At 69.4% G+C, this 22,332-nt stretch carries 19 protein-coding genes and 1 pseudogene; 8 read left to right on the forward strand and 12 right to left on the reverse strand.

Annotation, left to right across the window (positions count from 1 at the left end; genetic code table 11):
- Positions 1-55: 55 nt before the first annotated feature.
- The 3 genes from ASF63_RS19530 to ASF63_RS19335 form a co-directional block, all read right to left on the reverse strand.
- Positions 56-631, reverse strand: a complete 576-nt coding sequence (locus ASF63_RS19530) for a hypothetical protein (protein ID WP_157534283.1) — start codon at positions 629-631, stop codon at positions 56-58.
- 15 nt (positions 632-646) lie between these two features.
- Entirely contained in the window at positions 647-1,204 is a 558-nt protein-coding gene (locus tag ASF63_RS08875) for a hypothetical protein (RefSeq protein WP_056512209.1), read from the reverse strand.
- Positions 1,205-1,269: 65 nt separating this feature from the next.
- Positions 1,270-1,431 (reverse strand): hypothetical protein, encoded by a 162-nt coding sequence (locus ASF63_RS19335; protein WP_200933989.1) that lies wholly within the window; start codon positions 1,429-1,431, stop codon positions 1,270-1,272.
- 103 nt (positions 1,432-1,534) lie between these two features.
- Here ASF63_RS19335 and ASF63_RS08880 point away from each other — a divergent pair, with 103 nt between their 5' ends.
- The gene (locus ASF63_RS08880; RefSeq protein ID WP_200934006.1) at positions 1,535-2,509 is read left to right on the forward strand and encodes a GlxA family transcriptional regulator; all 975 of its coding nucleotides are present in this window, start codon (positions 1,535-1,537) and stop codon (positions 2,507-2,509) included.
- A gap of 57 nt (positions 2,510-2,566) precedes the next feature.
- Here the strand turns inward: ASF63_RS08880 and ASF63_RS08885 are convergent, their stop codons facing one another.
- Entirely contained in the window at positions 2,567-3,268 is a 702-nt protein-coding gene (locus ASF63_RS08885) for an NRDE family protein (protein ID WP_082477969.1), read from the reverse strand.
- Positions 3,269-3,336: 68 nt separating this feature from the next.
- Here ASF63_RS08885 and coaBC point away from each other — a divergent pair, with 68 nt between their 5' ends.
- The 3 genes from coaBC (at position 3,337) to ASF63_RS08900 (ending at position 8,019) form a co-directional block, all read left to right on the forward strand.
- Positions 3,337-4,551, forward strand: coding sequence for a bifunctional phosphopantothenoylcysteine decarboxylase/phosphopantothenate--cysteine ligase CoaBC (gene coaBC, locus ASF63_RS08890; RefSeq protein ID WP_056512950.1), 1,215 nt, complete (start codon positions 3,337-3,339; stop codon positions 4,549-4,551).
- Positions 4,552-4,738: 187 nt separating this feature from the next.
- Positions 4,739-5,692: a hypothetical protein gene (locus ASF63_RS08895; RefSeq protein WP_157534284.1), complete on the forward strand. Its 954-nt coding sequence runs from the start codon at positions 4,739-4,741 to the stop codon at positions 5,690-5,692.
- A gap of 107 nt (positions 5,693-5,799) precedes the next feature.
- A complete protein-coding gene (locus ASF63_RS08900; RefSeq protein ID WP_082477970.1) occupies positions 5,800-8,019 on the forward strand; it encodes an ATP-dependent Clp protease ATP-binding subunit in 2,220 nt (739 codons plus the stop codon).
- A gap of 139 nt (positions 8,020-8,158) precedes the next feature.
- Here ASF63_RS08900 and ASF63_RS08905 read toward each other — a convergent pair whose 3' ends face one another.
- Positions 8,159-8,746, reverse strand: coding sequence for a nitroreductase family protein (locus tag ASF63_RS08905; protein ID WP_056512222.1), 588 nt, complete (start codon positions 8,744-8,746; stop codon positions 8,159-8,161).
- A gap of 132 nt (positions 8,747-8,878) precedes the next feature.
- The gene (locus ASF63_RS08910) at positions 8,879-9,802 is read right to left on the reverse strand and encodes a LysR substrate-binding domain-containing protein (protein ID WP_056512952.1); all 924 of its coding nucleotides are present in this window, start codon (positions 9,800-9,802) and stop codon (positions 8,879-8,881) included.
- A gap of 148 nt (positions 9,803-9,950) precedes the next feature.
- Between ASF63_RS08910 and ASF63_RS08915 the strand changes: the two genes are divergently transcribed.
- Positions 9,951-13,427 carry a proline dehydrogenase family protein gene (locus ASF63_RS08915; RefSeq protein ID WP_056512955.1) on the forward strand — a complete coding sequence of 1,159 codons (3,477 nt, stop codon included), beginning with the start codon at positions 9,951-9,953 and terminating at the stop codon, positions 13,425-13,427.
- 90 nt (positions 13,428-13,517) lie between these two features.
- Here ASF63_RS08915 and ASF63_RS08920 read toward each other — a convergent pair whose 3' ends face one another.
- The 6 genes from ASF63_RS08920 to ASF63_RS08945 form a co-directional block, all read right to left on the reverse strand.
- Positions 13,518-14,573 carry an ABC transporter permease gene (locus ASF63_RS08920; RefSeq protein ID WP_056512957.1) on the reverse strand — a complete coding sequence of 352 codons (1,056 nt, stop codon included), beginning with the start codon at positions 14,571-14,573 and terminating at the stop codon, positions 13,518-13,520.
- A 59-nt stretch (positions 14,574-14,632) separates the two neighbouring features.
- Positions 14,633-15,529: an ABC transporter ATP-binding protein gene (locus ASF63_RS08925; protein ID WP_056512227.1), complete on the reverse strand. Its 897-nt coding sequence runs from the start codon at positions 15,527-15,529 to the stop codon at positions 14,633-14,635.
- Between the two features lie 192 nt (positions 15,530-15,721).
- On the reverse strand, positions 15,722-16,927 hold the full coding sequence (locus ASF63_RS08930; protein ID WP_056512231.1) for a hypothetical protein: 1,206 nt from the start codon (positions 16,925-16,927) through the stop codon (positions 15,722-15,724).
- Positions 16,928-16,961: 34 nt separating this feature from the next.
- Positions 16,962-18,134 carry a benzoate/H(+) symporter BenE family transporter gene (locus ASF63_RS08935; protein ID WP_056512235.1) on the reverse strand — a complete coding sequence of 391 codons (1,173 nt, stop codon included), beginning with the start codon at positions 18,132-18,134 and terminating at the stop codon, positions 16,962-16,964.
- 24 nt (positions 18,135-18,158) lie between these two features.
- Positions 18,159-18,899: a response regulator gene (locus tag ASF63_RS08940; RefSeq protein WP_056512238.1), complete on the reverse strand. Its 741-nt coding sequence runs from the start codon at positions 18,897-18,899 to the stop codon at positions 18,159-18,161.
- A complete protein-coding gene (locus ASF63_RS08945; RefSeq protein ID WP_056512240.1) occupies positions 18,896-20,200 on the reverse strand; it encodes a sensor histidine kinase in 1,305 nt (434 codons plus the stop codon). Before ASF63_RS08945 ends, ASF63_RS08940 begins: the two co-directional genes overlap by 4 nt.
- Before the next feature lie 113 nt (positions 20,201-20,313).
- Between ASF63_RS08945 and ASF63_RS08950 the strand changes: the two genes are divergently transcribed.
- The 3 genes and pseudogenes from ASF63_RS08950 to ASF63_RS08960 all read left to right on the forward strand — a co-directional run.
- Positions 20,314-21,519, forward strand: coding sequence for an MFS transporter (locus ASF63_RS08950; RefSeq protein ID WP_056512245.1), 1,206 nt, complete (start codon positions 20,314-20,316; stop codon positions 21,517-21,519).
- Between the two features lie 50 nt (positions 21,520-21,569).
- Positions 21,570-21,974 (forward strand): VOC family protein, encoded by a 405-nt coding sequence (locus ASF63_RS08955; RefSeq protein WP_056512255.1) that lies wholly within the window; start codon positions 21,570-21,572, stop codon positions 21,972-21,974.
- Positions 21,971-22,243: pseudogene (locus ASF63_RS08960) on the forward strand (winged helix-turn-helix transcriptional regulator); the annotation flags it as partial. The gene ASF63_RS08955 and the pseudogene ASF63_RS08960, both read left to right, overlap by 4 nt.
- Between the last annotated feature and the right edge of the window lie 89 nt (positions 22,244-22,332).

The raw sequence follows: 22,332 nt of genomic DNA on the forward strand, positions 1-22,332 counted from the left end.
GAGACACGGCTCTCGGAGGCGCGGCTCTCAGATTCCGGCTCTCGGAGCCCGGCTCTCAGTACCCGAAGTAGTGAAACACGCTGGACACCCATGCGACGAGCGATCCGACGATCGTGCTTCCCGCCAGGCCGATCGCGATCGCCGCCAGCAGCCGCGGCGCCGGGCGCTGCACCGCGATGATGCCGATCACCAGGCCGATCGTGGCCATCGCCAAGACGACCAGGTTCACGAGATTCGACAGGAAGTCGACGATCCCGAAACCCATGCTCATGTACATGAGGGGAGTGAGGAGTTGGAAGACCAATGCCATTCCGGCCCCGACCACCGCGAGGAGGAAAGCCAGGCGGCCGAGCGCCCCGGACCGGGCTCTCTGGCTCGGCGCGTGCGGCTGCGCGGGCGCTCCGTAGGGCTGGCCAGGCTGGGTGTAGGGCTGACCGGGTGTTCCGTAGGGCTGGGTGTAGGGCTGACCGGGCTGGGTGTAGGGCTGGCCGGGTGCTCCGTACGGCTGACCGGGCTGGGCGTACGGCTGACCGGGCTGGGTGTGGGGCTGACCGGGCTGGGGGTGGGGCTGGGCGTAGGGCCGGCCGGGTGCTCCATAGGGCGGGCCGGGCTGCTGCTGTGATTCGCTCATGAGGGCTCCGGACGCTCAGTAGGACAACGCGTAGAAGAGGTTCGACATCCACGAGACCACGATGCCGATGATCTGGCCGGCGGAGATGCCGATCGCGATGCCCGCGAGTACCTGCTGATTCGGTCGCCGCACGGACATCAGACCCAGGATGAGCGCCGCGACCGAGACGACGAGCACGAGTCCACTGCCGATCGTCCCGAACACGCCGATCGACGACGGGTCGGCGAGGGTCCGGATCATCACCGGGTAGGAAATGGTGACGATGAGGCCGATGCCGAGCGCGGCCAGCGCCACGATCAACGCGAGACGGCCGAGCGGTGCGCCGGTGTGCGCCGGGGAGGATGCGGGGGGCGCGAAGCCGGGTACGCCGGAGCCAGCATGCGGCGCCGCCGGATGCTGCTGCCCGGCGTGCTGCGTCTGCCCGGCGGGCTGCGGCTGCGCGGTGGGGTGCGACTGCGCGGCGGGCTGCGGCTGCGCGGAGGGCTGCACGCCAGGAGACTGCGGGGCGCGATGCCCGTCGCCCTGCGGGGGAGTTCCGTACTGCTGCGCGGGAGGCTGCTGCGGCTCGCTCATGGTCTCGAGCGTAGCCGCGCATCCGGCGAGCGGGGAAGCCTCCCCGAGGAACCCTCCGGCGAAGGTCAGCGGTACGTGTGCCCTGCCTCGGCGCGGTCGAGCGTGTCGTGGTCGGCGACGCGCGACCAATCGGTGGGCACGTGACGGTATCCGTCGCGGCGGAGTTCGACGATGGTGGCGATCAGCGCCCACGCGCCGAGTGCGAGAAGTACGATGAGAAGGATCATGGCAGAAACGCTACGATCACTCTTGATCTGCCACGAGTGGCAGAATAGACTGCGATCGTACGAAAACTGCCAACCTGACTGCCGACTCCGGGAGAGCGTCATGATGAAGACTGTCGCCTGTGTCGTGCAGGACGGATTCGCGCCGTTCGAGTTCGGTCTCGCCTGCGAAGCCTTCGGTCTCGACCGATCGAATGACGGTGTGCCCAACTTCGACTTCCGAGTGATCGCTCCGCATCCGGGTGTCGTGAAGTCCAAGCTCGGCTTCTCCATCAATGTCGAGCACGACCTCTCGTTCGCCTATGAGGCCGACCTCGTGGTGCTCTGCCCTGTGCCGCGGGAGTACTGGCCGAACATCGATCCGCTGCTGCTCGACGTCGCCCGCGACGCGGTGGCGCGCGGTGCGTGGCTGCTGACGATCTGCAGCGCCTCGTTCATCCTCGGTGCAGCCGGAGTTCTCGACGGTCGCCGCGCGACCACGCACTGGATGTACTCCGACGTGATGGCCGAGATGTACCCGCAGATCGACATCGACCCCGACGTGCTCTTCGTGCAGGACGGAAGGATCATCACGAGCGCCGGCACCGCCGCCGGGATCGACGCCTGCCTGCACCTGCTGCGCCAGGAGCTCGGCGCCGAGCTGACGAACCGCATCGCCCGTCGCATGGTGGTGCCGCCGCAGCGCGACGGCGGGCAGGCGCAGTTCATCGACCGCCCGATCCCGGTGGTTCCGAGCGATTCGCTCGCCGCGGTCGCCGACTGGGCGGTCGAGCATCTGCGCGACGACCTGGGTGTCGATCAGCTCGCCGCGCGGGCGCTCATGTCGCCTCGCACCTTCGCCCGGCGCTTCAAGGCCGAGTACGGCGCGACCCCCGCGGCCTGGCTGGCCCGCCAGCGAGTGCTGCACGCCCAGCGGCTGCTCGAGCGCAGCGACCTCGCGCTCGAGCAGATCGCCGACGAATGCGGCTTCGGCTCGGCAGCGGTGCTGCGACAGAACTTCTCGCGCGTGCTCGGCACGACCCCGACCGCCTATCGGGCGCGCTTCTCATGCGTCGATGACGCGGAGACCAGCGCGGCCTGATCGCCTGATCCGCCTGATCCGCCTGCTCGTGCCGGTCGGCTCCTGCTCGGCGCTCTCTCAGTGGTCCCAGTGCCCGGGGCTCGGGAGTGCGCGGTAGTCGACCTCGACGCCTGCGGGGGTGACGGATGCCGTGCAGTACAGCAGCGACTGCGTGGGATACCCGTGCGGGCGGTTGTCGCGGATGATCGCCCTGTCATCCTCGGGGTCCAGTCGGGCGGACGACGCGAGCAGCGAGATCCACTCGCCTGTCCAGTCAGCGCTCGCGGCAGCCGGGCCCAGAGCGCGGAACTCCGGCAGCCAGGCGGCGATGCGTGGGGTCTCGGAGTCATCGAGATCGTCGTGCGCGATCATGTGGATGCCGTCAGCGATCGGGGTCTCGCGCAACTCGGCGCCGTCCCAGCTCAGCACGCGCGATCCCTCGGGGCGCACCTCGAGCAGGTTGAACCCGTGCATGGGCAGCGGTGCGATCGGCGACCTGCCAGCCACCGACTCGAGCGCGAGCGATCCGCGTGACACGGCGACGTCGTCGGCGAGATCGCCCACGTCGGCGCGGTTGAGAAGCACGGCGAGACGGCGTTTCTCGGGGTTAACCGCGAGCCAGGCGCCGCCCGCCCGCCGGTCGCGGATCCCCGAGACCCCGGGGTGCGCGTCCGGCCACCATTCGCCGAGAGCATCCCACTCGCGCTGAGGATCCTCATCGCGCACCGCGAGCAGACGCGCGGTGTCGAGTCCTGCCACATCGATCACCACGGTGCACACGGCTTCAAGTCTAGGAGCGCGGCGCACTACCGGGCCCGCGGCGCTGGATGCTGCGGCAGAATCGAACCGTGAACATCGTCGTCGGAGTTACGGGTGGCATCGCCGCATACAAGACAGTGCACCTGGTGCGACTGCTGACCAAGGCGGGTCACGATGTGACCGTGGTGCCGACGGAGGACGCACTGCGCTTCGTGGGCACGCCGACATGGGAGGCGCTGAGCCGGCACCCCGTCACGACGAGCGTGCACGACGACGTCGCGCGCGTCCGACACGTGGCGCTCGGACAGGGGGCCGATCTGGTGATCGTCGCCCCCGCGACCGCGAACTCGATCGCGAAGATCACCGCGGGCATCGCCGACGACCTTCTGGGCACCACGCTGCTCGCCACCGAGGCTCCAGTCCTCCTCGCACCCGCCATGCACGCCGAGATGTGGCGCAACGCGGCCACGCAGGCGAACATCGCGACCCTCGTCGCTCGCGGCATCCACCTGGTCGGTCCGGCGGACGGCGAACTCGCCGGAGGCGACAGCGGGCCAGGGCGCATGTCCGAACCCGAGACGATCTTCGAGGCCGCCGTCGCGCTGCTCGCACCTCGCGACCTAGACGGACTGCGCGTGGTGGTCTCGGCCGGCGGCACCCGCGAGCCGATCGACCCCGTCCGATTCCTCGGCAACCGCTCGAGCGGGCGGCAGGGCGTCGCGTTGGCCGCCGACGCGGCAGCGCGCGGCGCTGATGTGACCGTGGTCGCGGCGAACGTCTCGGCCGATGTGCTCGCCGCTGCGCGGCATCCGTCGGTCCGGGTGGTTTCCGTGGGGACGGCCGCCGAACTCTCCGCGGCGATGAAGGATGCCGCCCGCTCGGCCGACATCGTGATCATGGCCGCCGCAGTCGCCGACTATCGACCGGCATCCGTCTCGGACCAGAAGCTCACGAAGGAGCAGGGGCTGCTGACGCATCTCGAGCTCGTCGAGAACGAGGATGTCGTATCGGCCCTGGCGGCGACGAGGGCAGAGGGGGGAGCCCCGGATGGCCAGACGATCGTCGCCTTCGCCGCCGAGACGTCTGCGAGCGCGGACGAGCGGCGCGACCGCGCTCGCCGCAAGCGCGAGCGCAAGGGCGTCGACCTGCTCGCCGTCAACCTCGCGAACGCGGAGCAGGGCTTCGAGCGGCCCGACAACGCGGTCGAGATCGTCGGAGACGGCGGTGGGGTCGTGGCCTCCGCCGCAGGGACCAAGCGCGAGGTCGCTCGAGTGATTCTGGACGCCGCGCTGAGCGTGCGCTGACCGGCGAGTATGTCGCTCCGAGCAGCCCCGATGTCTGAGGCTGTTGGCAAAATCGATGGTCCGACGTAAGGGGGGCCAGATGGCCGAGGATCGCGAAGCCGACGCTGAACGAGGAAGGGCGTTGCCGGTCGGCGAGAAGTGGTCGCTGGCGTGCTTTGGATTGATCGTGATCGCAATGCTCGCAGCGATGCCGTTTCTGACGGCGCAGCTGATGACGATCCCGGAACCAGAAGGCTATTGGCGCGCTCTGGAGGTCATGGCGGCGGTCGGCGAGCAGGTGATGGGGAACTTCTTCAGTGCTACGGGGGCGGTGCTCGCCGTGCTGGTGACCTTTGCGGTGGCAACGGGGTTCGGCACACGGGCGCACAGGCTCCCTGCACGCACGAATCACATCATCGTCGTCGCGGTGGTCGCGGGGGCATTCTTCATCGCACTCATGGCCGCATGGACGGCGCCGATCGCTATCGTGACACCGGAACGCATTCCCAGTGTCGTCATCACTGTGTACGTCGCCTGGATCGCGATGCTCGGAGCGCAGGTCACCTTGCGGGTGCTCTCTGCAAAGCAGAAGGCCTCTCTCGCTCGCTCGAACTGGCGCGCCAAGCGCGACCGCGCCGCAGTGTGGGGCATTCGCCTCGCGGACCCGATCAGCCGAGACCGAGTGCGAATCGCGCGACTCGTTCTTTGGGCGGTGCCGATCCTGGCGTGGTGCGGCGCTGTTCTCGTGTCGTGCCTGATCTGGGGCGCCGATCACGACGGGTGGTGGTGGGTCGTGTCGGTCGGGCTGCTGTGCGGATACGGGATGTCGATCACGGGACTCGGGTGGCTGGCGACGGCCGACAGATCCGCGCCCGCGATCTCACGGATCTGGGCGCGATCGGCAGGGGCACTCCTCGGCCTCGTGATCAGCGTCATCTTCAGCGTCGTCCTGATCGACGGTGGAGTGGTTCCATTGGGCGTCGCCCTGATCGTGTCGGCTCTCGCTCAGACGGCGATCGTCATACTCTCGATGCGGCGGGTCGATCTTCCGGTTCTGGGGCTCGTCGAACGCGCGTCGACGCTTCGAGCTCTCGACCGCGCGCGTAAACACTCGAAGGCGATGCGAGCGCGAGCTCGGAAAGAGTACGTCGTGAGGGCGTGACCCCTGGACGCCGTGCTGACTGTGAGGTAAACTTGAGTCAAGTCCACTCAACTTTGCGGACCGCACCCACGAGAACGTGACCAGAAGGAGTCTCCCAGGAGGAACGCATGCCAGGCCCACAGAGCGCACAGAACGACGACCAGCAGTCCGCCCTCGAGCAGTTCGGGATCAATCTCACCGACCGCGCCCGTCAGGGCAAGCTCGACCCCGTCATCGGACGGGACAGTGAGATCCGGCGCGTCAGCCAGGTGCTCACCCGCCGCACCAAGAACAATCCGGTGCTGATCGGCGAGCCCGGCGTCGGCAAGACCGCCGTCGTCGAAGGACTCGCCCAGCGGATCGTCGCGGGCGATGTCGCCGAGTCCCTCAAGGACAAGGAACTGGTGTCGCTCGACATCTCGGCTCTCGTCGCCGGTGCGATGTACCGCGGCCAGTTCGAGGAGCGCCTGAAGAGCGTCCTCAAAGAGATCACCGAGTCCGATGGGCAGATCATCACGTTCATCGACGAGCTGCACGTGCTCATGGGTGCGGGCGGCGGCGAAGGCTCGGTGGCGGCGTCGAACATGCTCAAGCCCATGCTCGCCCGGGGCGAGCTGCGCCTGATCGGTGCGACGACGCTCAACGAGTACCGCGAGTTCATCGAGAAGGACGCAGCGCTCGAGCGCCGCTTCCAGCAGGTCTACGTCGGCGAGCCCACGGTCGAGGACACCATCGCGATCCTCCGCGGACTCAAGGGTCGGTACGAGGCGCATCATGGTGTGACGATCTCGGACAGCGCGCTGGTCGCCGCCGCGGCGCTCTCGAACCGCTACCTCCCTGCCCGGCAGCTCCCCGACAAGGCGATCGACCTGATCGACGAGTCGATGTCCCGGCTCAAGATGGAGATCGACTCGTCTCCGGTCGAGATCGACCAGCTCAAGCGCCAGGTCGACCGCATGAAGCTCGAAGAGCTGGCGCTGAAGCGCGAGAAGGATGCTGCCTCGAAGGAGCGCCTCGCCGCGCTCCGGGAGCAGCTCGTCGGCATGGAGGCGCAGCTCGCCGACCTCGAGGCTCGCTGGGCACGAGAGCGTCAGGGCCTGAATCGCGTCGGTGACCTGAAGAAGAAGCTCGACGACGCGGTCACGCAGCGCGATCTCGCCATGCGCGAAGCCGACTACACCCGTGCCTCGAAGCTCGAGTACGAGACCATCAAGCGCCTCGAGCGCGAGATCGCCGAGGCCGAGCAGGCTGAGGCCGCCGTGTCGAGCGAGGGCCGCATGGTCAACGAGCAGGTCACCGACGAGGACATCGCCGCCGTGATCGCGGCGTGGACCGGCATCCCCGTCGGTCGGCTGCTGCAGGGCGAGAGCGAACGGCTGCTGCACCTCGAGTCGGAGCTCGGCCGTCGTCTGATCGGTCAGAAGGATGCGGTCAAGGCCGTGTCCGACGCCGTGCGGCGTTCGCGTGCGGGCATCAGCGACCCCGGTCGCCCCACCGGCTCGTTCCTGTTCCTCGGGCCGACCGGCGTCGGAAAGACCGAGCTCGCGAAGGCCCTCGCGGACTTCCTGTTCGACGACGAGCGCGCCATGGTGCGCATCGACATGTCGGAGTACGGGGAGAAGCACTCCGTCTCGCGGCTCGTCGGCGCCCCTCCCGGCTACGTCGGCTACGAGCAGGGCGGTCAGCTGACCGAGGCCGTGCGGCGTCGCCCGTACAGCGTGGTGCTGCTCGACGAGGTCGAGAAGGCGCATCCCGAGGTGTTCGACGTGCTGCTGCAGGTGCTCGACGACGGTCGTCTGACCGACGGCCAGGGCAGGACGGTCGACTTCTCGAACGTCATCCTGATCCTCACGTCCAACCTCGGTTCGCCGATCCTCATCGACCCGACCCTGTCGCCCGACGAGAAGCGCGAGCAGGTGATGGCGCTGGTGCACCAGGCGTTCCGCCCGGAGTTCCTCAACCGCCTCGACGACATCGTGATGTTCTCGGCGCTCAGCCAGGACGACCTCGCGCAGATCGTCGAGCTCTCGATCGACCAGCTGCACAACCGGCTGCGTGATCGGCGGCTCACCCTCGCGGTCACGCCGGATGCGCGGTCGTGGCTCTCCGAGCGCGGATACGACCCGATGTTCGGCGCCCGCCCGCTGCGACGCCTCATCCAGACCGAGGTGCAGAACAAGCTGGCGACGGCGCTGCTCTCGGGCGGGGTGCACGACGGCGACACGGTGCGCGTCGACGTGGCGGCCGACGGCACGGGCCTCGTGCTCACGTCGACTGCGCCGGAGCCCGATTCCGGGACCGAGCCGGACGACGATGATGTGATCGAGGCCGAGCTGCTCGACGAGTAGAACCCGGCCTGCGGGCGGACACAGAAGATGGGCGGATGCTTGTCGCATCCGCCCCTCTTCTGCTGTTGCGAGCCCTGCTGTTGCAAGCCCTGCTGTTGCGAGCTCTGCTGTTGCGAGCCCTGCTGTCGCGAGTGGTTCCTCAGGCGCTGAGAATGACCGTCTCGGCGATCGGGCGACGCACGCGCGGCGCGGTCTCGCCCTGCTGGAGGCCCTCGGGAAGACCGGCGGCATCGCCGAGCTCGCCGACAGCGATCACGGTGACAGCGGAGAATCGCGGCGACAGGTCGGCGAACTCGCGGATGACCTCGGGGTCGAAGCCGCTCATCTGGTGCACGACGAGACCCTCGTGGTGGGCCTGAACCGAGAAGTGCGCGACAGCCTGGCCGAGGTCGTAGACCGCGTGGCTGATGGCCTTGCCCTCTTCGGACTCGGTCTCGGCGATCGCGACGATGAGCGCCGACGCCTTCGAGGCCCAGAGCTGGTTGAACTCGACGAGCGACTCGACGACCTGGTCGAACAGTGCGGTGCCGCGCCGCGCGACGATGAAGCGCCACGGCTGCAGGTTGTACGCGGACGGCGACCAGCGCGCGGCCTCGAGGGCGGCGTCCAGCTTGGCGTCATCGATCGTGTTCTCGGCGTCGTAGGCGCGCGGGCTCCAACGCCCGGCGAGGACGTCGAGGACGGGGTGCTCGGTGGGGGCGGTGCGGTCGATCACGGGAGTGCTCACGGAAGTGCCTTTCAGAAAGGAGTCGATCGGACTCCTTCGTCCGGGTACGAGGGTCTCAACAGATGCATGTGAATGCATATTCCCGATGACGGGATATGACGTGGTCGGACTGTGGGTGACGCAGGAGCAGGCTCAGTCGAGCAGGTTGCGGGAGGCGGCTGAGGCGAGCGCTCGCCGCACGGCGCGGATCGACGGAGCCGCCGCAGACACTCGCCTGGCCGACGAGAAGATCTCCCGCCGCGGCTCGGCGGGGAGCGCGGTGAGTGCGACGGTCGGCGGCTCGCCGGCCCACACGAGCTCGGGCAGCAGGCCGACCGCGAGACCGGCTCGGATCAGGCGCACATGAGCGGTGAGGTCGGCGACCTCGAAGCGCACATCGGGCTCGAAGCCGGCCGTACGGCAGAGCTGCTCGGCCCATGCCCGCGACGCGGTGCCTGCGGGTTCGAGCACCCATGGGTCGTCCCTCGTCGACCACAGCGCTGCTGCGGCGTCTGCTGCTGTGGCATCCGTCGCCTCTTCGGCCCCGGGCTTGCGCGCGAGTGCGATCGAGTCGTGCACGAGCACCACTCTGTCGAGGTCGGCATGGATCGGACGAGTGCGACCGGGGTACTGCTCGGCGAGGATCAGATCGAAGTCACGGCTCGAGACTCCGACGAGCCCGGTCTCGGGGTCGCTCTCGGTGACCTCGACGCGCAGGGCCGGATGCTGCTCCCGCAGGGTGTTGAGAGCGCCGGGCAGCAGCGAGTGGGCCGTCGACTGGAAGACGGCGATATGCACGGTGCCGGTGACCTCGGTCAGCGACTCGGCGACGGCGACCTCGGCGTGCTCGAGCTGGTCGAGGATGCCGATGGCCTCCGCCACGAGCACGTTCCCCTGCGGGGTGAACTGCACGCCGCGGCCCACGCGACGAAGCAGGGGGACGCCGACGTCCTGTTCGAGCGCGCTGAGTTGCTGCGAGACCGACGCCTTGCTGTACGAGAGCGCGTCGGCGACCGCCGAGAGGGTGCCGCGACGGGACAGTTCGACCAGCATCCGCAGTCGATTGACGTCGAGCATCCGCACTTCTTTCGCACCGGTGAAATCGTTCATCGAGACTGAACAGAAATCACTCGAATCGGTTGATAGACGTAGCCTACTCGCGCGTCTGAGAATGATCGAGCCGCACACGATCCCGGGTGTGCGATCCCCCGGAAGGTTCACCCTGATGACTGTCGTCGCCGACACCACCACTCCCGACACGACGCCGCGCACCGAAGAGGTCGCAGCCCTCGTGCAGCGCTGGCTCGCCGAGAGCGAGACCCACCCCGTCGAGCCCGCCGCGCAGCGTCTCTCGGAGGTGCTGAAAGACCCGAACGGTCTCGCCTTCACGGTCGGCTTCGTTGATGGGGTGATGCGTCCCGAAGACCTCAGCGTCGCGGGCCGCGCGCTCGCCGAGCTGTCGGAGATCACCCCCTCGCTGCTGCCCGGATATCTCCGCGCCGCGATCAAGACCGGTGGCTTCTGGGCTCCCAAGCTCCCGGGCGTCGTCGTGCCGATCTCCCGCCGCGTGCTGCGCGCCATGGTCGGGCACCTCGTGCTCGACGCCACGCCGTCGAAGCTGGGCCCGGCGATCGCGAAGCTGCGCAAGAGCGGCAATCGCCTGAACCTCAACCTCCTCGGCGAGGCCGTGCTCGGTGAGCGCGAGGCCGGTCGTCGTCTGCAGGGCACCTTCGACTTCCTTGCCCGCAAGGACGTCGACTACGTCTCGATCAAGGTCTCGAGCGTCGTCAGCCAGCTGTCGATGTGGTCGTTCGACGAGGCTGTGGCCGACGTCGTGACCAAGCTCACGCCGCTGTACGAGCTCGCCGCGACCTCTGAGGCCGCAGGCAAGACCAAGTTCATCAACCTCGACATGGAGGAGTTCCGCGACCTCGACCTCACGATCGCGGCGTTCACCAGCATCCTCGACCAGCCGGGCTTCGAGAACCTCGAGGCCGGCATCGTGCTGCAGGCCTACCTGCCCGACGCACTCGGCGCGATGCAGCGGCTGCAGGAGTGGGCCGCCGGCCGCCGCGCGAAGGGCGGAGCGCCCATCAAGGTGCGTGTCGTCAAGGGCGCGAACCTCGCCATGGAAGAGGTCGACTCGAAGGTGCACGGCTGGCCGCTCGCGACCTACGGCACCAAGCAGGACTCCGACACCAACTACAAGCGCGTGCTCGACTGGTCGATGACGCCCGATCGCCTGGATGCCGTGCGCATCGGCGTCGCGGGCCACAACCTGTTCGACATCGCATACACCTGGCTGCTCGCGCAGGCGCGAGGGGTGACCGACGCCGTCGAGTACGAGATGCTGCTCGGCATGGCGACCGGACAGGCGGAGGCCGTCCGCAAGGACGTCGGTCAGCTGCTGCTGTACACACCGGTCGTGAACCCGGCCGAGTTCGACGTCGCCATCGCCTACCTCGTGCGCCGCCTCGAAGAGAACGCCAGCCCCGAGAACTTCATGTCGGCCGTGTTCGAGCTGGCTTCGGACCCCGCTCTGCTGACCCGCGAGCGCGAGCGCTTCGAGCGTTCTCTCGCAGGACTCGAGGCCGACCGCTCGGTGCCGTCGTCGAACCGCGTGCAGGACCGCGCGGCCGAGGCTGCCGCGAGCGATGCTGTCACCACCGGCTTCGAGAACCAGGCGGACAGCGACCCGGCGATCGCCGCCAACCGCGCCTGGGGTCGCGAGATCCTGGCGCGCTCGGTGGACTCGACGCTGGGTCTCGACTCGATCGCCCTCGCCAAGGTCGAGACGACCGACGAGCTCGACGGCATCTTCGCCGCCGCATCAGCCGCCGCGGCGACGTGGGCCGCCCTGCCCGCCGCCGAGCGCGCCGCCGTGCTGCACCGCGCGGGCGACGAGCTCGCCGCCCGTCGCGGTCAGCTGATCGAGATCATGGCGCACGAGGCGGGAAAGACCATCGCCGAAGCCGACCCCGAGGTCTCCGAGGCGATCGACTTCGCTCACTACTACGCCGAGCGCGCGCTCGACCTCGAGACCGTCGACGGTGCGGAGTTCGTGCCGTCGAAGGTCACCGTCGTCACGCCGCCGTGGAACTTCCCGGTCGCGATCCCCGCGGGCGGCGTGCTCGCCGGCCTCGCCTCAGGCTCGGGCGTCGTCATCAAGCCCGCGAAGCTCACGCAGCGCTGCGGTGCCGTGATGGTCGAGGCTCTGTGGGCCGCGGGCGTTCCCCGTGACCTGCTCGCCCTCGTCGACCTCGCCAACCGCGACCTCGGCACCCGCCTGGTCGCGAGCCCCGAGGTCGACCGTGTCATCCTCACCGGCGCGTACGAGACGGCGCAGCTGTTCCGCTCGTTCCGCTCCGACCTGCCGCTGCTCGCCGAGACGAGCGGCAAGAACGCGATCATCGTCACGCCGTCGGCGGACCTCGACCTGGCCGCCGCCGACGTGGCCCGCAGCGCCTTCGGTCACGCGGGGCAGAAGTGCTCGGCGGCGTCGCTGGCGATCCTCGTCGGCTCGGTTGCCGACTCGAAGCGGTTCGAGCGTCAGCTGGTCGATGCGGTCACCTCGATGCGCGTCGGACTGCCCGAAGACCCGGCGACCCAGATGGGCCCGATCATCGAGCCGGCGAGCGGCAAGCTGCTGACCGCGCTGACCACTCTCGAGCGGGGCGAGCGCTGGCTCGTCGAGCCGAAGAAGCTCGACGACGAGGGCAAGCAGTGGACTCCGGGCGTCAAGATCGGCGTCGCTCCCGGTTCGACGACGCACCTGACCGAGTTCTTCGGACCCGTGCTCGGCATCATGCGCGCCAAGGACCTCGACGAGGCGATCCGTCTGCAGAACGCGGTGGACTACGGGCTCACCGCCGGCATCCACTCGCTCGACTCCGACGAGGTCGCCACCTGGCTCGACCGCGTCGAGGCCGGCAATCTCTATGTCAACCGTGGCATCACGGGCGCGATCGTGCAGCGTCAGCCGTTCGGCGGCTGGAAGCGGTCGGCCGTGGGAGCGGGAGCGAAGGCCGGCGGGCCGAACTACCTGTTCGGTCTCGGCGAGTGGAGTCCCGCTGAGCTCCCGGCCTCAGCCCCCGGCGCCGCTGTGATCCCCGCCGTCGATGCACTGCTCGCCGCTGCCGGCTCCGACCTGGGCGCCGTCGAGATCGAGTGGCTGCACCGCGCGGCCGCCGCCGACGAGCGTGCGTGGACCACCGAGTTCGGTACCGTCAGCGACAAGTCCGGCCTCGGCGTCGAGCGCAACGTGTTCCGGTACCGTCCGGTCGCCGCCGACGTGCGCATTGCGGAGACCGCGGCTCTGGCCGACGGCATCCGCGTGATCGCCGCCGCTCTGCGCAGTGGCAGCCCGTTCACGGTGTCTGCTCCTGCTCTGCCGTCGCGGGTCGAGAAGGCGCTGCGCGCCCAGGGCATCACCGTGACGCACGAGAAGGATGCAGCGTGGGTCAAGCGCTTCGCCAAGGCTGCGGCGAAGGCCGAGCACAGCTGGCAGCGGGTGCGCCTCGTCGGCGGCGATGCGTCTGCTCTGTTCGAAGCCCTGGGCGGCACTCCCGATGTCGCCGTCTGGTCGCACGCCGTCACGGGTGCCGGACGCGTCGAGATGCTGCCGTTCCTGCACGAGCAGGCCGTGTCGATCACGAATCACCGGTTCGGGAACCCCACCACCCTGTCGGAGGGCCTGATCTGACCCCGTCGGTGACCATCTGAAACGCCGAGGCCCCACCCTGCAGGCATCTGCAGGGTGGGGCCTCGGCGATGGAGGGGCTTCCGAGCGACGTCAGCCGCGCAGCGCCTCGCCGAGCTTCACCCGCGAGCCCATGCGCAGCAGCGAGTTCTCGTAGATCTTCGCGCCGACCACGATCGCCGCGACGCAGCTCGCGAGCAGGATCACCAGGCTCAGCAGCGGCTCCCACCACTGCGCCTCGCCCACGAACAGCCGCATCGGCATGCCGACCGGAGCCGAGAACGGCACGTACGACATGATCGTCAGCACCAGCGGGTTGTCGTTGAAGATGATCACGAGCACGTACGGCGCCATGATCAGCATCGTGATGGGGGTCGTCGTCGAGCCGATGTCCTCCTGGCGGGAGACCATCGACGCCGCTGCGGCGAAGAGCGCCGCGAGCAGGATGAACCCGAAGAGGAAGAACACCGCGAACCAGATGATCGGGGCGCCGAGCGTCGACAGCACCTCGCGTTGGCCTGTCGCGATGAGGCCTATCGTGGCGACCGCGGCCAGAGCCAGGATCTGACCCATCGCCAGGATCGTGTTGCCGATCACCTTGCCGGCGAGCAGCGTCCGCGCCGAGATGGTCGACAGCAGGATCTCGACCACGCGGGTCTGCTTCTCCTCGACGATGCTCTGGGCGATCGTGCCTCCGAAGGTCGCGGCGGCACCCATGAACACGATGCCGAACGCGATCGCGATGAAGTACCGCAGCAGCGGGTTGGTCGTCGCAGGTTCGAGGATCTCGACCGTCGGGGCCTGCGACAGCGCCGACACGAGAGAGGTCGGGGCGTCCTTGAGAGCGATCACGGTGAACCCGGTCGCGCCGTCGCCGGGGAGAACCGCGGCGTCGACCTTCTCGGAACGCACGAGCTCTTCGGCCGCGGCCTGGTCTGCCACTTCGGTGATCTCGACGGCGGGCAATGCCGACACGACGGATGCCGTCTCCGAGGTCACGGCCACGGGCATCGCATCGGTGTTCTTGCTCGCGAAGCCGCCGATCACGATGCCGGCGAGGGCGATGAGCAGCAGGACGCCCGTGGAGATCAGGAAGGCCTTGCTGCGCAGCTTCGAGCCGATCTCACGCTCGGCGACGAGCCAGATCATCGAGGCCTGCGAGCTTGCACCGGAGGCTGTGCCGGCGGATCCTGCGTTGTTCGAGGTGCTCACTGGATGACCTCCTTGAAGATCTGGGCGAGAGACGGATGCTTGGGGGCGAAGCTCGCCACGTCGCCGCGTTCGACGGCGGTGCGCAGCACGCGCTGCGCGACCTCGGCGTCCTCGGCGTCGAACAGGGCGTAGCCGCCCTCGAAGTCGAGCACCGTGATGCCCGGCTCGGCTCGCAGCCACCCGGCGTCCCCGGCGGAGACCAGCTCGTACCGGCTGCCGGCGTGCTGTGCGCGGAGCGCATCGCGGGAACCGGATGCGCGGATGGTCCCCGCGGCGAGGATCACCAGGTCGTCGCACAGCCGCTCGACGACGTCGAGCTGATGCGAGGAGAACAGGATCGAGGCGCCCTTCGCGGCCGACGACTGCAGCACCGACGCCACGACGTCGACCGCGAGCGGGTCGAGGCCTGAGAACGGCTCGTCGAGGATCAGCACCTCGGGGTCGTGCACGAGGGCTGCCGCGATCTGGGCGCGCTGCTGGTTGCCGAGCGACAGCGACTCGATCGTGTCGCCGAGGCGCTCCTCGAGCCCGAGCTCGGTCAGCAGGGCGGTCGCGCGGGTCGCGGCATCCGTCTTGCTGAAGCCGTGCAGACGGGCGAGATACACGATCTGCTCGAGCACCTTCATCTTGGGATACAGCCCGCGCTCCTCGGGCATGTAGCCGAAGTGTCGACGGTCGGCGCTGGTGAGCGCCTTGCCGTCGAGTTCGACATGGCCGCCGTCGGACCCGAGCAGCCCGAGGACGATCCGCATGGTCGTGGTCTTGCCTGCGCCGTTGCCGCCGACGAACCCGGTGAGACGCCCGGGGGCCACCTCGAACGAGACGTCGTCGAGCACACGCCGCGAGCCGTAGCTCTTGGTGATGCCGCTCAGTACGAGCTTTCCTGTGGTCACTTCGGCTTACTCCGTTCGCTCAGTGCATCGCATGGTTCGCTCAGTGCATCGCATGGTTCGCTCAGTGCATCGCATGACCTCACGCTATGGCGGGGCGCGGCACCGCGGCATCCCCCCTGTGGCGGATCTGTGCGGTGGATCCGCACCTCACCCGACCCAGCGCTCGTCCGCCGTGCGGGGGAGCTTCCTGCCTCAGCCGAGGAACAGGAACGAGAAGATGCCGAGCGCGAACGGGGCCATCGTCACCACGAGCATGACCCCGACGATGATGCCGACGATCACCCACGGGCTTCGGCGCTTGAGGCGCTGACCCGGAGGGGCGACACCGGGAGGAGGAGGGGTGAGCAGACCCTGCGGTGCCGCGAACGGCAGCGCCGGGGCTCCCGCGGGCCCCGGAGCTGCGGCCCCGTAGGCGGGGAGAGACGGATGCTGCGCGGCCGGCCCGGACAGTCGCAGCCGGTCGTCGCGCCACCGCGCCCACTGATCGAGCTTCGTCAGCAGAGCGCCGACCGCGCCGAACAGCCACGCCCAGGTTGCCGGGTCGAGCGTCGACACCTCGCGGCGTGCGTAGAGGAAGAGCCAGTCGTCGACGATCTCGACATCGAGCTGCGCGGCGTGATCGATGAAGCGCGCCATGACGTCGGGAGTGAAGAGGTAGAGGGCGTCGACCTCGTAGCCCGCAGGGCAGAACAGCGAGAAGTAGCGGTCGAAGTCGCCCTCGAGCGAAAGTCGCTGGTCGCCGCTGAACGCACCGGCGACGGTGTTGCCGAGGGTGTTGTTGCCGAGCGCGTCGAGCACGATGTTCGGCAGGGGGACGTCGAGCTTGACGGCGACGTAGCCCCAGCGGTGCGTCTGCGACTGTTTGCCGTTGCTCGTCGTGTATTGATAGTTGCCGAACTCGACGAACCGGGGTTCGACCCCTCGGAGCACGTCGGTCGACATCCGGCTCGATCCGCTCGAGAAGATCATCCCCGGCAGAGGCGGGTCGTCGATGCGTTCGAAGTAGCTCATCGCGTTCGCTCCTGCGAAGCGCGCGAGGCGGAATCGTGTCAGATTGCGCGTGCGGATGCCTCGACGCACGAGCATCACGATTCCCACGGTGAGCCCCGCGAACAGCAGCAGGGCGAGGAGCCCGGCGACCGCGACCCCGGTGCCGCGTCCGATCGTGTACCCGAGGCCCAGGATCATGATGCCGATGACGGGCACCACGCACAGCAGGGCGAATCCCACGGCGACCCACGCGACGATCTGCCCGGCGGAGGAGCGATCGGCGGCGCGCTGGGCGCGGGCGAACGCGTCGACCTCAGCGGGGTTCACCGGATCGAGCAGAGCGCGGGCGTCGAAATGACCGGCGGGAGTGCCGGCTGAAGGGACGGGCGCTGGTGCGGGAACGGTCACGCCCCCACGCTAGCCGAGCCGATCGGCAGAGGGCTCAGCGCCGCCCGGCGTGCAGCACGGTGCGCACGAGGAGACCGGCGACGAGCGCCCAGAACGCGGCGCTCACGCCCAGCAGCGAGATGCCCGATGCCGCCACCAGGAAGGTGACGACGGCGGGGATGCGCTCGCCGGGGTCGTCGATCGCCTGCTGCACCGATGCCCCGAACGCCCCGAAGAGCGCGAGCCCGGCGACCGCGGGGATCACGGCGTCGGGTGCGAGGAGGACGAGCGCGGCGAACGCGGCGGAGAACCCGCCGAGCACGAGATACGAGGCCCCGGTCGAGACGCCGGCCACCCAGCGCCGCTTCGGATCGGGGTCGGCGTCGGGGGAGGCCGCGAGCGCGGCGCTGATCGCCGCGAGGTTGATCGCGTGGCCCCCGGCCGTGGCGCCGAGCGCGGTGCCGAGACCGGTGACGAGCATGGCGGGGCGCCACGGAACCTCGTAGCCGAAGCTGCGCATGATCGCGATGCCCGGTACGTTCTGCGACGCCATCGTGACGATGAACAGCGGCAGAGCGACACCGATCATGGCGCCGAGCGTGAAGGTCGGTGCGGTGAGTTCGATGTGAGGGACCAGCAGGTCGGCGTCTACCGGAGCGCCCTCCTGGATGAGCGAGACGGTGACCACGACGGCCGCTGCGAGGAACGCGAGCGGGACGGCCCAGCGCGGTGCGAGACGGGCGAAGACCAGCCAGGTCAGCACGACCGGCACCACGCCCCACGGGTTGGCGACGAGACCGGTGATCGGCGCGAGGCACAGGGGCAGCAGGACGCCGGCGAGCATCGCCTGCGCGATGGATGGAGGGATGCGCGCGATCAGCGCGCCCAGTGCGGGCCAGAGCGCCGTGAGCAGGATCAGTGCCGCCGCGACGAGGAACGCGCCGACGGCCGCCGACCAGCCGCCCTCGACCACGCCGGTCGCGGCGAGCAGCGCGGCGCCGGGCGTCGACCAGGCGACGGTGATCGGCATCCGATACCGCCAGGCGAGCACGACGCACGCGAGTCCCATCGTGAGGCTGACCGCGAGCAGGCCGCTGGCCGCCTGCGCCGGTGTCGCGCCGACCGCGCTGAGGCCCGTGAGCACGACGGCGAACGAGCTCGTGAATCCGACCAGCGCGGTGACGATCCCGGCCAGGATCGGTCGGGAGAGGGGTGCGGCGGTCGGCATCCTCCGAGCGTATCGGGGCCGTGGTTATGTGAGTCCCATGCGGTGCGCCAGCACGACCGCCTGCACGCGGTCGCGGGCGCCGAGCTTCTGCAGGATCCGTGAGACGTGGGTCTTCACGGTGGCCTCGCCGATGAACAGCGCGCTCGCGATCTCGGCGTTGCTGCGGGCATCGGCGAGCAGCACGAGCACCTCGGCCTCGCGGTCGGTGAGCGGGTCGACGAGCACCACAGGCGCTGCGGGGGCGACGAGCGGGCCGGATGCGGGAGCAGTCGTAGTAGGAGCCGTGGGCGCGGGCGCGGGCGCGGGCGCGGGCGCGGGTGCGTGGGCGAACCGGGCGAGCACCCGGCGGGTGACCTCGGGCGCCAGCATCCCGTCTCCCGCGGCGAGTGCGCGGACCGCGGCGATGAGGTCTTCGGCGCCGGCGTTCTTGAGCAGGAAGCCGCTCGCTCCGGCATCCAGCGCCTGATAGAGGTAGTCGTCCCGGTCGAACGTCGTGACGATCGCGATGGCCGCGGCGATCGCGGGGTCGGCGACGATCCGCCTGGTCGCCTCGATGCCGTCCATGTCGGGCATCTGCACGTCCATCGTGATCACGTCCGGGAGCAGAGCGGATGCCTGCGCCAGCGCCTCGGCGCCGGTCGCCGCCTCGCCCACGACCGTGATGTCGGGCTGGGTGTCGAGGATCGTCCGGAAACCGGCACGCAGCATCGCATGGTCATCGACGAGGAGCACGCGGATCGGAGGGGTGGGCGTGGTCGTGATCATGAGGTGGGACTCTTCTCGGTCACCTGGTCGGTCTGCGGGGCTGTGCCGGTCTGCGGGGCTGTGCCGCCCAGGGGAACGCGGGCGCGCACGCGAAGCCCGCCCGAGGGGCGAGGTGCCACCTCGAGGGTGCCGCCCGATGCCGCGGCCCGCTCGCGCATGCCGAGCTGACCCAGACCCGGCCGCAGCACGGCGACCGCTCGACCGGTGTTGACGACCTCGACCTCGACGCCCCCGTCGTCGTAGCGGACGCGTACATCGGCCGTGGCACCGACTCCGGCGTGACGCCGGGCGTTCGTCAGCGACTCCTGCGTGATCCGGTAGAGGTTCACGGCGACGACCGAGGGCACGGCGACCGGCTCGCCGATCACCGCGTAGTCGGTGGGGAGCCCCGCCTCGACCGACGCCTCGACCAGCGAGCGGATGTCGTCGAGGGTCACGGTCGACGCGGCATCCGGTGCCTCGCTGCCGGGTGAGCGCAGGGTCTCGAGCAGCTGCCGGAGCTCGTGGATGGCGTCGCGCGCCGACCCCTCGATGCCGGTCAGGATGCTCTTGGACTTCTCCGGATCCTGGTCGATCACGAGACGAGCGGCGCCCGCCTGCACGCCCATGACCGACACGTGATGGGCGACCACGTCATGCAGCTCACGGGCGATGCGCACGCGGTCGAGGGCGACGGCTTGAGCGGCTGTCACCTCGCGCTCCCTCTCGAGCTCGGCCGTGCGCTGTTCGAGCACCTGACGCTCCTGCGCGGCATGCCACGAGCGCTCGCCGAAGTAGTACGCACCGCCGAAGTAGAGCACGTTCAGCAGCAGCTGGATGAGCATGAAGGCCAGATAGGGCGAGAGCAGGCCGGCTGCGACTTCGGCCTTGTCAGCCTCCTCGATCGCCTGGCGGTACATCGTGATGATGAGCCAGACGAACATGCCGACGATGATCGAGACGCGCACGATCATCGCGGCTCTGCGGTTGTTCATCCACGCGCCCACCGTGTACAGCGACACGAACATGGCGATGTTGCCGACGTAGATCTCGGGCACCTGGAACGAGATCGCGAGGAAGTAGGCGACGCACACCGCCACCGCGACGGGGCCGGGCCACCGACGCCGCACGCCGAGCGGCACGGTGACGGCGACCGCGTAGACGAGTGCGGTCCAGGGCTCAGCCCTGGTGTCGCCGTAGATCTCGGCGACCGTAGAGAGGGCGGCGCTCAGCACCGCGCCCACGAACATCACGGCGGCGAGAATGAGGTCGCTGCGCTGCTCGCGGACACTGGGCGTGCGGGTGAACGGCGCTGCGGGCATTCCCCCACCGTAGATCGAAGGCGGATGCTGCGGCATCCCCCGCACGGGGGATCACGTCACCGTCGTCACCGTCGTCGCCGTGGTCACCGCCGTCGATACTGGGAGAATCGACCGTGACCTCGACTCCGCCGCTCGCGACGCCCCGGCTCGCGCCGCTGTATCTCGCCGGATTCACCACCGCGTTCGGCGCGCACGGCATCGCCGCCGCCCTCGGTGCCGAGACCGAGGACATCGGCTGGACACTGCTCGCGTTCGGCCTGACCCTCGCGCTGTACGACCTCGCCGAGGTGCTGCTCAAGCCGCTGTTCGGTGCGCTGAGCGACCGCATCGGCGTACGCCCCGTGATCATCGGAGGGCTTCTCGCGTTCTCGGCGTTCTCGGTCGTCGGTGCCGTCGTGCCGGGGATGCTCGGACTCGTGATCGGCCGGTTCGGTCAGGGTGCCGCGGCATCCGCCTTCTCGCCCTCGTCGTCGGCCGCGGTCGCCCGGCTCACCGACGATGCCACGCGGGGGAAGTACTTCGGTCGTTACGGCTCGTGGAAGAGCCTCGGCTACGCGCTCGGTCCGCTGCTGGGCGCGGTACTCGTAGTCTGGGGCGGCATGCCCGCGCTGTTCTGGGCACTCGCGGTGCTCGGACTCGCCGCCGCAGCCTGGGTCGCCCTGGCGGTGCCCGCGGTGCCGGTGCTGCCGCGCAAGCGCGTGACCCTCGTCGATCTGGGGCGAGAGCTCGCTGCCCCCGGCTTCCTCGTCCCCACTCTGGTGCTGGCCGCGACGACCGGGGCGCTCGCGGTCGCGGTCGGCTTCCTGCCGCTGCTCGGTCGCCAGGCCGGGCTCGACACCGTGGGGAGCATGGCGATAGTGACCGTGCTCGCCATCGCATCGAGCGTCGCTCAGCCTTTCGTCGGCGCCGCACACGATCGGGGTCGCATCTCGGTGCGGCTCGGCACGGTCGGCGGGCTGCTCGTGATCGCCGCGGGTATCGCGCTCGCCGCGGTGACGCAGGTGCCGGTCGCGCTCGTCGCCACCGCGCTGCTGGTGGGCGTCGAGGTCGGCGTCGCGACGCCGATCGCGTTCTCGCACCTCGCAGCGACCACACCGCCTGAGCGCATGGGGCGCACCATGGGCAGCGCCGAGTTGGGGCGGGAGCTCGGGGACGCGGGCGGTCCGCTCGTCGCGGGGGCCGTGGCGACGGCATCCGTCCCGGGCCTGGGCCTCGGGGTCGTGGCGGCCCTCACAGCCGGTGCGGGCGTGCTCGCGCTGCTGGGCCTCCGGCGTCGCGCGGACTCGGTGACCTCGGACGGAGCCGAGCCGATCCCGTGACGCCTCCGGATGCTCTTGACGGCGCACTTGCATTTTGCAAGCATCAGCACATGAGCCTCTTCATCACCTGCCCGGTCGCGAGCGTCGACCGGGCCACAGCGTTCTACACCGCCCTCGGCTGGACCCTCAACGCCGAGATGTCCGATCACAACGTGTCGTGCTTCGCGATCGCGCCCGACCAGTACGTCATGCTCGGCAGTCGCGAGATGTACGCGAGCGTCGGCGGCACCGAGGATGTGATCGGCGGACCGGACACCCCGTCGAAGGTCACGGTCTCGTTCGATCTCGACAGTCGGGAGGCTGTCGATGCTCTCGTCGAGCGCGCCGCTGCCGCCGGTGGGCGCGTCGGCGACACCGACGACTACCCGTTCATGTACCAGCGCCAGTTCGACGACCCAGACGGCTATCACTACTCGCCGTTCTGGATGAAGCCGGACTCCGATCAGAACGCGTGAGCGACCTCGCTGCAGCCCTCGACGTCGTCGGGGCCCGGTGGGCGCTGCTCATCGTCGAGAAGCTCCTCGACGGGCCGCAGAGGTACGGCGATCTGCAGCGCGATCTCGGGGTGCCGACGAACATGCTCGCGACGCGTCTGCGAGAACTCGAGGCGGCGGGAGTGCTCAGCAGACTTCCCCTCCGGCACAACACGCGCGCCTACGCGCTCACTGATCGAGGCGTCGCGCTCCGCGAGGCTATCGAGGCGCTCGGCCGCTGGGGCGAGGACCGATCGACTCCCACCGACCGGACACCCTCCCGCACCTCCGAGGACCGATCGACTCCCACCGACCGGACACCCTCCCGCACCTCCGAGTG

The sequence above is a fragment of the Microbacterium sp. Leaf320 genome (assembly GCF_001423485.1).
GTDB lineage: Bacteria > Actinomycetota > Actinomycetes > Actinomycetales > Microbacteriaceae > Microbacterium.

What these genes read in the sequence shown, in the direction of transcription:
- ASF63_RS19530 (WP_157534283.1), bottom strand. Translation starts at nt 631, where the DNA reads ATGAGCGAATCACAGCAGCAGCCCGGCCCGCCCTATGGAGCACCCGGC.
- ASF63_RS08915 (WP_056512955.1), top strand. Translation starts at nt 9,951, where the DNA reads ATGACTGTCGTCGCCGACACCACCACTCCCGACACGACGCCGCGCACC.
- ASF63_RS08920 (WP_056512957.1), bottom strand. Translation starts at nt 14,573, where the DNA reads ATGATCTGGCTCGTCGCCGAGCGTGAGATCGGCTCGAAGCTGCGCAGC.
- ASF63_RS08910 (WP_056512952.1), bottom strand. Translation starts at nt 9,802, where the DNA reads ATGCTCGACGTCAATCGACTGCGGATGCTGGTCGAACTGTCCCGTCGC.
- ASF63_RS08900 (WP_082477970.1), top strand. Translation starts at nt 5,800, where the DNA reads ATGCCAGGCCCACAGAGCGCACAGAACGACGACCAGCAGTCCGCCCTC.
- ASF63_RS08895 (WP_157534284.1), top strand. Translation starts at nt 4,739, where the DNA reads ATGCCGTTTCTGACGGCGCAGCTGATGACGATCCCGGAACCAGAAGGC.
- ASF63_RS08880 (WP_200934006.1), top strand. Translation starts at nt 1,535, where the DNA reads ATGAAGACTGTCGCCTGTGTCGTGCAGGACGGATTCGCGCCGTTCGAG.
- ASF63_RS19335 (WP_200933989.1), bottom strand. Translation starts at nt 1,431, where the DNA reads ATGATCCTTCTCATCGTACTTCTCGCACTCGGCGCGTGGGCGCTGATC.
- ASF63_RS08935 (WP_056512235.1), bottom strand. Translation starts at nt 18,134, where the DNA reads ATGCCGACCGCCGCACCCCTCTCCCGACCGATCCTGGCCGGGATCGTC.
- ASF63_RS08940 (WP_056512238.1), bottom strand. Translation starts at nt 18,899, where the DNA reads ATGATCACGACCACGCCCACCCCTCCGATCCGCGTGCTCCTCGTCGAT.
- ASF63_RS08945 (WP_056512240.1), bottom strand. Translation starts at nt 20,200, where the DNA reads ATGCCCGCAGCGCCGTTCACCCGCACGCCCAGTGTCCGCGAGCAGCGC.
- ASF63_RS08955 (WP_056512255.1), top strand. Translation starts at nt 21,570, where the DNA reads ATGAGCCTCTTCATCACCTGCCCGGTCGCGAGCGTCGACCGGGCCACA.
- ASF63_RS08875 (WP_056512209.1), bottom strand. Translation starts at nt 1,204, where the DNA reads ATGAGCGAGCCGCAGCAGCCTCCCGCGCAGCAGTACGGAACTCCCCCG.